9 protein-coding genes and 1 riboswitch are annotated in these 12,255 nt (G+C 40.6%); of the genes, 2 read left to right on the top strand and 7 right to left on the bottom strand.

What is annotated here, in order from left to right; all coding sequences use genetic code 11:
* Positions 1-68 precede the first annotated feature (68 nt).
* A riboswitch (cobalamin riboswitch) is annotated at positions 69-277 on the bottom strand.
* Positions 278-385: 108 nt separating this feature from the next.
* Positions 386-1,588, top strand: a complete 1,203-nt coding sequence (gene cls / locus NST31_RS12880) for a cardiolipin synthase (RefSeq protein WP_236017005.1) — start codon at positions 386-388, stop codon at positions 1,586-1,588.
* 478 nt (positions 1,589-2,066) lie between these two features.
* Here cls and NST31_RS12875 read toward each other — a convergent pair whose 3' ends face one another.
* The 7 genes from NST31_RS12875 to NST31_RS12845 all read right to left on the bottom strand — a co-directional run bounded on the left by NST31_RS12875 (position 2,067) and on the right by NST31_RS12845 (position 9,693).
* On the bottom strand, positions 2,067-2,216 hold the full coding sequence (locus NST31_RS12875) for a hypothetical protein (RefSeq protein WP_171973787.1): 150 nt from the start codon (positions 2,214-2,216) through the stop codon (positions 2,067-2,069).
* 425 nt (positions 2,217-2,641) lie between these two features.
* A complete protein-coding gene (locus NST31_RS12870; RefSeq protein ID WP_339161050.1) occupies positions 2,642-3,721 on the bottom strand; it encodes an HBL/NHE enterotoxin family protein in 1,080 nt (359 codons plus the stop codon).
* A gap of 253 nt (positions 3,722-3,974) precedes the next feature.
* Entirely contained in the window at positions 3,975-5,165 is a 1,191-nt protein-coding gene (locus tag NST31_RS12865; RefSeq protein WP_339161047.1) for an HBL/NHE enterotoxin family protein, read from the bottom strand.
* Between the two features lie 27 nt (positions 5,166-5,192).
* Positions 5,193-5,555 carry a hypothetical protein gene (locus NST31_RS12860; protein WP_339161044.1) on the bottom strand — a complete coding sequence of 121 codons (363 nt, stop codon included), beginning with the start codon at positions 5,553-5,555 and terminating at the stop codon, positions 5,193-5,195.
* Between the two features lie 111 nt (positions 5,556-5,666).
* Positions 5,667-6,311, bottom strand: a complete 645-nt coding sequence (locus NST31_RS12855) for an HBL/NHE enterotoxin family protein (protein ID WP_339161042.1) — start codon at positions 6,309-6,311, stop codon at positions 5,667-5,669.
* 1,271 nt (positions 6,312-7,582) lie between these two features.
* The gene (gene argS, locus NST31_RS12850) at positions 7,583-9,253 is read right to left on the bottom strand and encodes an arginine--tRNA ligase (RefSeq protein ID WP_339161039.1); all 1,671 of its coding nucleotides are present in this window, start codon (positions 9,251-9,253) and stop codon (positions 7,583-7,585) included.
* A gap of 8 nt (positions 9,254-9,261) precedes the next feature.
* A complete protein-coding gene (locus NST31_RS12845; protein WP_083717229.1) occupies positions 9,262-9,693 on the bottom strand; it encodes a DUF1934 domain-containing protein in 432 nt (143 codons plus the stop codon).
* Between the two features lie 326 nt (positions 9,694-10,019).
* Here NST31_RS12845 and NST31_RS12840 point away from each other — a divergent pair, with 326 nt between their 5' ends.
* Positions 10,020-12,074, top strand: a complete 2,055-nt coding sequence (locus tag NST31_RS12840) for a PBP1A family penicillin-binding protein (RefSeq protein WP_077109661.1) — start codon at positions 10,020-10,022, stop codon at positions 12,072-12,074.
* The last annotated feature ends 181 nt before the right edge of the window (positions 12,075-12,255 follow it).

Here is a 12,255-nt window from a genome sequence, read left to right as displayed (position 1 = left end):
ACACAACCAGTGCCAGATAAAATCATACTTTATTTATCCGAGCTTCATCTCCCCATCCTCGCAGGTTGACTTGTAGAGGTGAAATCGGCAGGTCTCCTGGCTTATGATCATCGCTTCCTGCCCCTTCCCGTACCAAAACACAGTGGGTTATCTCAGGACGCTCCCATTTTACAGTGGCGGGACCGCGTTGGATTTGCACCAACTTCCCTTTTCAGCTTTTTACTGAATGTTCCGAAACAGATTTTCAACAAAAAGCCACCGATTGCCTAAACATATGGAGTTATACAGATATTATACATGAAAAACTTTCGTTTCACAGCTTTTTCCTTTTCCAAAATGGGAATACTAAACGGGCATATATTCATGGACAGGAGGGGGGTTCTCATTGAAGTGGCTTGCCTGCTTTACAGCAATTGTTATCATTTTAGTCTCATTTTGCATGACCGACTATTATATCGGCCGCTTTATTGCCCGAAAAAGAGGCAAACCGCCGCAATCCCCCTTGAGAAAAAGCGACATCACACTGCTTGTCCGGGGAACTGACTTGTTTATCCAGTATTTTGATGACCTCTATAACGCCCGATCAAGCATTCACGTATTATTTTACATAGTAAGAAACGACTCGTTTGGCAAGCTGTTTTTCGACATTTTGATGGACCGTGCAAAAAGTGGTGTCAAAGTCCGGCTGCTGCTCGATTGGTTTGGATCAAGAACGGTGTCCAAACAACTCATCCAAAAAGCCCGGAGGAACGGGGTCGAAGTGCATTATTGCAACACCCCTCGCCTGCCGTTTCTCTTTTTTACCCTCCAACGCCGCAACCACCGGAAAATCACTGTGATTGATGGAAAGATCGGTTATGTGGGGGGCTATAATATTGGAGAAGAGTACATTGACCTTGATTCACTTCTTTCTCCTTGGCGGGACTATCACTTGCGCATTGAAGGAACGGGGACAGCCGATTTACAGAGCGTTTTTTTGCGGGATTGGAAACGAGCGACGGGGGTAACAGATTTCGATGAACAAGCTTTATTCCCTTCGCTCGCTGAAGGGCCTATTACCCATCGCTTTTTCCCAACAGAAGGGGTTGGTGCAGAAGAGGAAATCATCCGCCATATTGAAAAGGCTACTAACAGCATTTTCATTGGCACCCCTTACTTCATTCCACCGAAAAAAGTCATGGCTTCTCTTGAAAAAGCTTTGGAAAACAATGTAAAAGTGACGATTCTTGTACCAAGAATGTCCGACCATCCCATCGTCAAAGAAGCATCATTTCCCTACCTGCGGAAGATACTGGCCAAAGGAGGCACCGTATATCAATACAAAGAAGGATTTTTCCATGCGAAAGTTCTCTTGTTTGATGATGCTGTTTGTGACATCGGCACAGCCAATTTCGACTATCGAAGCTTATTGTTAAATAAGGAAATCAATTGCTTTATATACGACCATGAATTTATTGCCCATGTCAAAAAAATAATTGCCGAAGACATCATGCAATCGACACAATTAAGTCACCGCGACCTTCAAGCGGTGAACATCCGTTTCCGGATAATAGAATGGATTGGAGGTTTGATAAAAGGGTTGTTATAGCGCATAAACTGTTTTTTCCAGGGCCAGCCCTTTATAGTGCCCAAGATGCATTTCCGCTCCACAATGTGTACCAGAAAACATGGGCAGAGCTGTTGGTGCTTTATCATCTTTAAAAACCACACTCACTAACCACGCTTATAGATTTCTAGTGGTATGCCAAATAAATACAGCTGATGCTCTGGTTCATGGATTGGTTCACACTTATGCTTTTCTTCTTTTCTCGGTCTTGGATACCTATTTGGATCGAAAGCTTTGGAGACCCGGTTTTAACGAAAGCTGGAAGCGACCGGTTCGTCATCATGCTCACTTATTGCTTTTGACCGACCTTCTGTTATCGAAAATCTTTATTGCATTCGCAAGACTGTTGGCAAGTCGCATGGATGTTACATTGCCAGTTCATACATTTTTTCACTTGCCAAATAGAACAATAAACCCATGGACTGTATCGGTCATTCCTTCCAGCTTTTCACCCTTTCGTTCAGTAAACGGAAATCTCCTGGGTGTCCTCTAGGGCGCAAATGGCATCCAGCAGCAAGTTTCCTTGATTGATCCGGCAATTCCCTTGTTCGCCAGCGCTACCCGAACCTGAACAGCCTGTTTGGTCTTGGTCATCTATCGGAAGAATCATCCTCCCCCTGATCTTCCGGAGAGGTTTTTTATCTGTGTTTTTACGACTCATTGGTTGCTTGGTTGTTGATGGAGGCCTAGCCGTTTCGGAAGTGCGCCAAATGGCTCATTTTCAAAAAAAAGATGACAAGCGAATGAAGAGTGGAAGATACGGATTTTCTGAAATTTGTCTTCTACTGTCTCTTGCTCACTTACATTCAGGTGTTCCGTGGATGATCAGCGCTCGAGGGGAAAAGCCTTGTTCCGCTGAATCGCATCTCCCCACTGGATAGATTTATTTTGGCTTCGACCATTTAACTTGCCGCCAAATGAAAAAAATCTTTATCATAATACAAGTTGATCAGTAATGTGTTCGTATAGATTTCCGCCTACTCTTGCATATAACTTTGACAAAAAAAAAGGGAAACCTTAGTTATTAAGGAGACCCTATTGAACCTCTTCTATAATATTATTATTTTCTAGTCCAGTATACAGATTATCCGCTACTTGTTTTAATTGTTCCCAGCTGGCTTTTGATATTTGCAAATCTTCTTTTAATAACTCAAAATCTTTTGAGTCAAAATTATCTACATTATCTAACAGGTTACGATATTTTGCCCCTATTACATTCCAGAGGTTGGATATACTTTGGAGTGAGTTAATGGCTTTATCAGTAGTGTCTGCCATATAATTTAGTTTGCTTTGTATATCTGTTACAAGAATCAGTTCCTTTTCTATTCCAGCTATTTTCTCTTCTAGTTTAGCTATTTCCTCATCCGCATGATTTTTTTCTTTAACAGCGCTATCAATCATTGGTCCACCAGCTATACAAGTAATTAAAGCTAAGCATAGTATGGCACCACCAGCTATTTTTCCGTTCGCACTACTAATAACACTGTTGTAATACTCAATTTGTTTTCTCATTAATGGGATATCCGCATTTGATGTGGAAAGACTGGTTTGCAGCTCGTTCACGTTTCCTTTCAAGCTCCTGACATCGTTACTTAACCTGTCTCGAAACTTCATTAAATCTTCCACCATTACATCCACTTTTTGGTTATATTCCAGTATACTCTGATATAATTGGGATATTTCGGCTTCTAATTTTTGGTTGTTTTTTTGTTCAATAGCCTCCAACATGCTATCGTAATGGTTTTGAAACACATCATTGAAGTTGACGACCGTCTTGATCGACTGTCTCATATTAGGTTTTATATCATTTAACCAATCATTGGCGTTTGCTTGTGCGCTCGTCAGATTTTTTGTGATATTGCCTCTTAATTCATCATTGATGGAGGTTATACCATTTAAAGTTGGCAGTTCTTTATCCAAGATTGTTTGAGCATAGGAATCCAATATCGCTACATTTGAACCTGCATCTTTCAACGCTTCCTGAAAATTGTCAGGTCCGAGTTTATTTTCAGTTTGTTGTTGGGCAAATACCACACTTTTTGGTGTTATACAGGCTATTGTAAAAATAGTGATTATCATGATAACCAAAGTTTTTCTAAAACATTTCCTATTCATGTCTATCACCCATTTGGAGTTGGAAATAATATTTCCAATATTTTAGTTATATCAAAAATAAACATCTGCTGAGACAAGCTCTAAAGGAATACATTCCATTTTCAAGGAAAGGCTTCTTGCATAAGCAGTGCCAGCTGAACCCCGTCTAAAAAGACTGAGCATCTCTGCTCCTGCAAGAAGAGAAGTTTTCCTTAAAAAGATTTCATTTCATTTATCGCTTTTTCAATGTTAATCGGGTGTTTGGCTTTTGAAGCTATTGATTATCGACTACTTTAATCTCTTCCACGTATAAATTTTCGGCATAGCCTTTAATATTTTTCCAGCTTGCCTTGGCAATTTGCAGGTCTTCTTTTAAAAGATCAAATTCTTGTGGGCTTAAGACATCGATATTACGAATTAGACTTTTATATTTCGCGCCCATTGTGTTCCACTGTGTAGACATGTTTTGTAATGAATCGATCGCAATGTCGATGGTATCCGTTAAATATTGCATTTGTTGTTTTATGGCGGTTACACCGGCTAATTGGATTTCAGCATTTGTAACCTCTCCTGTGAGAGCTTTAATCTGTGCCTCTGCTTCATCTATACCTTTTTTAGCTAATACAATTCCTGCTGTTCCGCCACCGGTTAATCCGATTCCTCCGGCTATTAACCCAACACCTAGTGGCGTTCCGTAACCTGTGACTAATACAACTACTCCACCAACTATTGCAAGTGGACCGACGGCAGTTGCTACCGCAGAGCCAATTAGAATATTGTTATATTTATTTATAGCGTCATAGTATGTTTCTATTTGATTCTTAAGAAGCGGGATACCTGTTTCTTGACTCGCTAAAATAGTGGTTATCTCATTGGTATGGGCCTTTAAATTTTTTGTGTCCGATTCTAATTTTTCTCTGAATTTTTTTAGATCAACAATTAGTTTATCTACCGCCTGCTTGTTTTCCATAACACTGTCGGATAGTCTGGTTAACCTTGCGGTTAAAGCTGCTGGATCTTTTTGATCTGCCGCTTCTAATAGTTTTTCATAATAGCCTTCAAACTTATTGTCATAGTTAATGATATTTTCATTGGTTTGTATTAATTGTGGTTTTAACTGATCAAGCCATGTCTTGGCATTTTCTCTCGCATTACTTTGATCCTCCACTATTTTTGTTTGCAAAGGTATGGCTATGACACTAACATTTTTAAGGTTGATATCTGGCTGTTTAATGATGGTCAGTGCATACAGATCCATAACAAGTGCATTAGAGCCTGTTGTTTTTATGGCTTCGCGAAGGCCGTCCGGTCCTAATTGAAATTTCTTATAACTGTCAGTCTGGCTCACTTGTACAGCTTCTTGTTTCGCCGCTTCTGCACTAGCATAAGAAGGCGCAATCATACTAAATGCAACTGTTCCCGCCGTGACAATTACCATAATAGGCTTATACATTTTTTTGGCCACTTTTGGCACCTCCTTGAAAGAGCTAATTTATTTGATATTTGTGGTGAAACCTTCAAATTGTTTCGTCTGTTCGTCAATGTCACGAATAATAGCTTTGAGGTATTTCAATTGTTTTTGTAATTCGGCAGGAGTTATAGATCCTGATTCTACATCCTCTGCCAGGCTATTCATAACATTATTTAAAGCAGTAAATTCATTAGCAACTTTATCTAAAATAGTTACTTCGCGTTTAACCATTGCTTCAAAACCAACTATTTGGTCTTCCATGACAGTAACTTCTGTGATTTGCATTTCAACTTCTGATAGCTTTTTCATAAGCACTAGCAGCTCTTCGTGTTTTTGCTGGATAGATCTAGCATATTGTTTTGTTTCAAAGCTTTTAGCGTTCACCAATACTTTCCCCAGAGCTTCTAAGGACGCAACATCAATGGTCTTTGTATTACCACTCGTTTTAACTAAGTCGTAAATTTGCTTACCGAAATTAAATGAAAATTCTGATACTTATTCGGGATTGTTTAATATTTTTAATAATTCTTCTTGGATTTCTGCCAAGAGCTTTTTAATTTGTTCTCCTAGTTTTACAGCTTCGCCGTTGTCTCCACTTAGTTCATGAATCGCTTTTTCAGCTCTTTCCGCCAAGGCTTGATTGTCCGAAATCAATAACCCTTTGTATGTATTCAAATCAGTAGATGTGTTTTGCATACTGATTTGAATATCTTCCACAGTATCTTGTAGTCGATTAAAGCGATTTAAAAATTCTTTTTTTTCTTGTTCATTATCAATTTGTCCTGCTAATTGATATAAACGGTTATAATACTGATCTGTCCTTTGACTTAAACTATTCAAGGACTCGTTTAAGTAGATTAACTTGGGGCTGTAATAATCAAGCCATTCACGCACATTCGACCTTGCGATTTGTTGATGATTATTTAAACTGCTCATGTTTTTTATATTTATGTTTGGTTGTTTTAGGATAACTAACCCGTATGATTGTAATAACGGATATTGAGAGCCCAATGTTCTGATCCAATTTGAAAATGTAATAGATGTTAAATCTTCTTTTGGTTGAGCTAACACATTTTTTGGCGCAATTGGACTTAGTATGATAGCTAAAATCATGACACCTGTTAATAGTTTTTTTATCATGGAAAAAGCCCCCCTCTATATCATTAAAATATCTTCCAAATGCTTTTAAACACCTATTTATAAATCGAGCAAGTAGAAGGTCTGATCCTAAGAGATCAACTAACTAAATAACGAATGGTAAATGAGTTACGAGTTTAAGAGTTGTAATGGAAAAGCAGCTTGGCGCATCTTTGAGTTGATTTCCACTTCCTTTTGATATTCGTGAAATGTTCCGAAGAAATGCTTGCAACGTAGTAGTGTTGGAGTTAAACGGGCTTTTCAGCTTGTGGAAAAGATTAACGGGCTTGCACTTGAATGACATAGCCTCTGTAATCAATATGAATGTTTCAAAAGCAAATAGACAGAAATTGAAAAATAATGAATGACCTACATTTCATTGCACTTTTATTTATCATTCAGTATTAGGCCCTCAAGATTATGTACAGAGTATCGACCACCCTTCACGAGCTGTGCAATAACACGCGTATCTTTGGCTTTTTCCTGGTTAATGATCATCTAGCTTTGGCTTTTTCCTGGTTAATGATCATCTAGCTTTTGATTTCTTTACCGGTACAAAATCATAGTCGTAGGCTACAAGGTAGGCTAAGCGTTTTCAATAGTGACATGGCGGCTTTTGCGCCAAGCATGACACCAAAATAAATCCTAACAGTATAATCGTTGTTGATAGCACTTCCCTTACTTAGGCTTTACTTTAATATAAAATGCCTAGATTGAGACAGTCAACTGGATATTGTTGGTATTTTTCCTCCATTTATTGGGGGCGAGCTTTTGAGAGGGGAAAGGAACTAATCAAATGATTGATTATATGGTATATAGTGCCAGATATATATTGATTTTGCATCATACATAAGATTACAAAGATCCAGTAGATTGCCTTGAAAACAAACCTACGTCGATAATACAGCTAAAAACTTTTTTGAGGTAACACAGATCGGTTGATGTAGCTCAACCAATTACTTTCCCAATTTATGTAAAAATGACGCCTTTTTTCAGCCGATATTTTCGAGAACATTAGTCAGCTTGACCGAACCATATCATTATAGGAATATGCGAATGAACAGGCGAGTTCGGTAATCGAATGTAACAAAAAAGGAGCATTTCTGCTCCTAGAAGATTGCCACCCAGCTAGACAGGCAAGTCTAGCTGGGTGAGAGTCGTTTTCTAAATGAAGCTGATGCATCTTCTATATACTTAGATATAAAGAAAGCTTATAGAAAAAATATTACTTACTTTCTCTACAAGCTTAGGAGCGTTTTCGCTCCTCATTTGGTTTACATTTTTTCCGGCGCTGCTACTCCGACAAGGGTAAGGGAATTTTTCATCGTAATTTGCACAGCTTTTACTAAAGCGAGCCTTGCCTTTGTTTCTTCCGGCTTATCTTCATTCAATACTTTTTCAGCGTTGTAATAGCTGTGGAAAGCCGACGCCAAATCAAAAATATAATTTGTGATGCGATGCGGGATGCGTTTGGCAGCCGCTTCTGCTACTTCTTGCGGAAATTCACCAAGCTTTTTGAGCAGTTCCACAGCCTTTTCGCTTTTCAGATTTGAGAAGTCAATGTCGCCCTCAATAGACAGGCCTTTCTCTTCAGCCGAGCGCAATATGCTGCAAATCCGGGCGTGGGCATACTGGGCATAGAAAACGGGATTATCATTCGATTCCGCCACGGCCAGGTCGAGGTCAAAGTCCATATGTGTATCCGCGCTTCTCATCGCAAAAAAGTATCGGACAGCATCTAGGCCTACTTCTTCAATCAAATCACTCATTGTGACAGATTTTCCGGAACGCTTGCTCATTTTCACTCTTTCTCCGTTACGATATAAGTGAACGAGCTGAATGATTTCCACCTCTAGGCGCCCAGGATCAAATCCCAATGCTTCAATCGCCGCTTTCATCCGGGGAATATAACCATGGTGGTCCGCCCCCCAAATGTTGATCAGCTTATCGAAACCACGGTTCAGTTTATCCAAATGGTAAGCAATATCCGGCGTGATGTACGTATAAGTACCGTCTTTTTTGATTAATACACGGTCTTTATCATCGCCAAAATCTGTAGAGCGAAACCATGTGGCCCCGTCTTTCGTGTACAGATGTCCTTTCTCCTCAAGCAGTTTCAATGTGTCCTTTATTTTTCCACTTTCGTACAAAGACGTTTCGGAATACCACACATCAAACGTAACCCGAAATTGTTCCAGTACGTCTTTCAATTTTTTCAGTTCAAAGTCCAGGCCGTATTTGCGGAAAAAGCCAATCCGCTCTTCCTCGCTTTTATGGACAAATTCATCTCCGTACCGTTCTGCCAATTCTTTCCCGATTTCAATGACATCCTGGCCATGATAACCGTCTTCAGGCATTGCTTTATCTATTCCGAGCGCCTGAAAATAACGGGCTTCCACCGACAACGCAAGATTATGTACTTGATTACCGGCATCATTAATATAATATTCCCTTGATACATCATAACCCGCCATATCTAAAATATTGCAAAGGGAATCCCCTACAGCTGCTCCGCGGGCATGGCCCAGATGCAAATCTCCGGTCGGGTTGGCCGAAACAAACTCAACCTGAATTTTCTCTCCTTTTCCCGCATTGGATCGTCCATATTGCTCGCCTTGTTCCAAAATAGCAGGCACCAAGTCTGTTAAGTAACTATTATCCATGTAAAAATTAATAAAGCCTGGTCCCGCGATATCAATTTTCTTGATAGATGCCTTCGTTCCATCGAAATGATCTTTGATTTCTTCAGCGATTTGACGAGGGGCTTTTTTCGCCACTCTAGCCAGTTGCATGGCCATATTTGTTGAATAATCTCCATGCGATTTGTCTTTAGGTGTTTCCAAGATTACTTCAGGCAATTGCTCTCTTGCAGCCAAACCCGCTTTTAAGACGGCGTTTGCAATTTCCTGCTTTAAACTTTCCTGAATCTTCTCAACAACATTCATATAGTCACCTATTCCTCCTTATAATTGATCTCCATATCATATTCACCCGCATGGGCACCCTGCATAAACAAATCGTAATGCAGCTTTACAGTGCCTTCACATTTCTCGGCGCTTTCTTCAAAGAAGATGCCCCTCGTATTGGTCGATAACAAAAGGCTTCCAAATTCGCTCATGTGGGACCCGCTTTTTTGTTCATTCAAACAAAATTTGAGGCGCATGTCTATGACGCCTTTTCTTAAGATCGTGGCCTCATCCTCATCCACTTTTACAACTGAACGAACTGTCCCTTCTTCTTGGACTTCATCATATGTTAAATAGACTTTATTATTTTTTTTAAAATAATGTCCAAAAACGACCAATTCGTACGTTTCCTCTTCATCATCAAGCCGGATTTTTGTTATGAGATGGATTTTGACTGGTATTTCTGCTTCAGCCGTCAATGCCATCACTTCCTTTTATGCTTAATATAACCTTTATATTATAGGAAAAACCCGGCAGAAAGTCCATGGAACGACAATGTTATTTGCAAAAGGTTCATTTTTTTGCGTATTTTGTTTCGAAACAATCCAGTCGTCCCGCTTGCTAAAATCAGTTCATTGAAGGTCCGTTCTTATAATGTTGTAAGCCCTTCTTTTATTGTAAGATGCCACCCCCTTTTTAAAATCGGCCTTATTTTTTACCAAAATTACGCGCTTGATGAATAAATTTGGCCGTTTTCTCTCATACTGTTGAAAGAAGATTACTAGAATTTTCGGGGGTGAAAGGGATGGAGGCAGTAACAAAGGAAAAGACATGGAGAACGGTACGCATTTTTTTCTTTTTATTTTTAATGGGGGCAACTGCTGTTGGCATTTTGCTTCTATCTTTTTTCTTATGGATAAAGGTGCTGGGTCCCCCTCCGCTCTCCATCCCACAATCGACTTTATATTATGCGGCGGATGGAGCGGTTATCGGGGAAAGCAACAGCGGGCAGAAAAGGTATTGGGTCTCGCTCGAGGATGTCTCTCCCGATGCCATTGATTCCATCATTGCGATTGAGGATCGGACATTTTATGAACATAAAGGTTTCGATGTAAAAAGAATAGGCGGAGCCATGCTTGCCAACATCAAATCCATGGGCAAAGTCCAAGGAGCAAGTACGATTACCCAGCAATACGCCCGCAATTTATTTTTAACGTTGGAGAAAACATGGACGAGAAAGCTGCTGGAAGCATTTTATACGATACGCCTAGAGTTTAATTACAGCAAGGATGATATTCTTGAAGGCTATTTGAATACAATTTCGTACGGTCATGGTGCCTATGGCATTGAAGCCGCCAGTCAATTTTACTTTGGAAAAAGCGCGAATGAGCTTTCTCTGGCGGAATCCGCCATGCTTGCTGGGATTCCGAAAGGACCGGGGATTTACTCTCCCCTTGTCTCACCTAAAAAGGCAAAAGAAAGACAGCATCTGATTTTAACGGCCATGGAGAAAACGGGGAAAATCTCTGCTGCAGAAAAAGAGACTGCGAAAAGGGAAAAGCTTCATTTCATCGGAAAACATCCGCACCATAAAACAGATTTCGCGCCCTATTTTTATGATGTTGTAAAAAAAGAATTGTCATCAAAAGCAGGCTTGGATAATCGGATTGTTGAACTCGGCGGCTTAAAAGTGTTTACGACATTGGATGTACATTATCAGAAAATTGCCGAAGAAATTGTTCAGAAAACCATATCCGATCAATCGGAAATACAGGTTGGATTTGCTGCGATGGAACCTGACACTGGATATGTCAAAGCGCTTGTCGGTGGAAGAGACTACAATGAAAGCCCGTTTAACAGGGCGGTGCAAGCAGTCAGGCAGCCGGGATCAACGATCAAGCCGATCCTTTACTACGCGGCATTGGAACGCGGATTTACACCATCCACAATGCTGCGCAGCGAACCGACAACGTTCAGATTAGACGGGATGCATCAAGAATATACTCCGCATAATTTTAACAACCAATATGCGAATGAAGAAGTAACGATGGCCCAGGCGCTTGCCGTATCAGACAACGTGTACGCCGTCAAAACTCACTTGTTCCTGGGACAAGAGGCACTGATCGAAACAGCCAAAAAAATGGGTATTCAATCCGAATTAAAAAAAGTTCCTTCCCTGGCACTGGGAGCATCGGGGGTGAAAGTAATTGAACTGCTCAATGCATACAGCATGATTGCCAACGGCGGGACACAGGTTGAACCCGTGTTTATCACACGAGTGGAAGATTACCGCGGGAAAGTCATCTACGAAGCACCCGCTTTTAAAGAGAAGGTGTTAAAGCCGGAACTCACATTTGTATTAAGCCATATGATGACAGGGATGTTTGATCCGAAGCTAAGCGGCTATGCCTCTGTAACAGGTGCATCGGTTGTCAATCAAATGTCCCGCGAATATGCCGGCAAGTCCGGTTCAACAAATGCTGACAGCTGGATGGCGGGATTTACCCCAAAACTGGCGTCCGTAGTTTGGACCGGATACGATCAAGGAAAAGAAATGACGTCAACCGCAGACAAGTTGTACGCCAAAAATATATGGATTCGCTTTATGGAAGAGGCTCTGGAAGGACAGGATGAAAAAGATCATGCCTTCTTGCCTCCGGCCAATACTGTAGCTGTCCCGATTGACCCGACAAGCGGAAAGATCGCCACTACCTCCTGCCCAGTATTTCGCAACACTTACTTTGTAAAAGGAACGGAGCCGGCCGAACATTGCATCATCCACTTGGAAGATGAACCTTTGGAAACATCTCCACGGAAAAAAGAAGCGAAAAAGCGGTGGTGGGAAAAAATATTCGAGTGACAGAGTGGAACAGTCAGCAAAGAATGCTCCTTTAAAAGGTAAAATGTACAAATGTTGATCTCACCATGTTTTTAAATAGAAGAAGAGGGTGTCCAAAAGCCGAAAGCTCGACTGATCGGACTCCCTCTATTTCAAAGTACTGATGACCGTTTTTTCGTTCTCTCTGGTAAACGGGCACGAT

The organism is Siminovitchia sp. FSL W7-1587, from assembly GCF_037963795.1.
Taxonomy (GTDB): domain Bacteria; phylum Bacillota; class Bacilli; order Bacillales; family Bacillaceae_C; genus Siminovitchia; species Siminovitchia thermophila.
The sequence above is the reverse complement of the archived record's forward strand: the minus strand, read 5'-3'. Positions and strand labels throughout refer to the sequence as shown.

What these genes read in the sequence shown, in the direction of transcription:
- NST31_RS12855 (WP_339161042.1), bottom strand. Translation starts at nt 6,311, where the DNA reads ATGATAAAAAAACTATTAACAGGTGTCATGATTTTAGCTATCATACTA.
- NST31_RS12870 (WP_339161050.1), bottom strand. Translation starts at nt 3,721, where the DNA reads ATGAATAGGAAATGTTTTAGAAAAACTTTGGTTATCATGATAATCACT.
- NST31_RS12875 (WP_171973787.1), bottom strand. Translation starts at nt 2,216, where the DNA reads ATGATTCTTCCGATAGATGACCAAGACCAAACAGGCTGTTCAGGTTCG.
- argS (WP_339161039.1), bottom strand. Translation starts at nt 9,253, where the DNA reads ATGAATGTTGTTGAGAAGATTCAGGAAAGTTTAAAGCAGGAAATTGCA.
- NST31_RS12840 (WP_077109661.1), top strand. Translation starts at nt 10,020, where the DNA reads ATGGAGGCAGTAACAAAGGAAAAGACATGGAGAACGGTACGCATTTTT.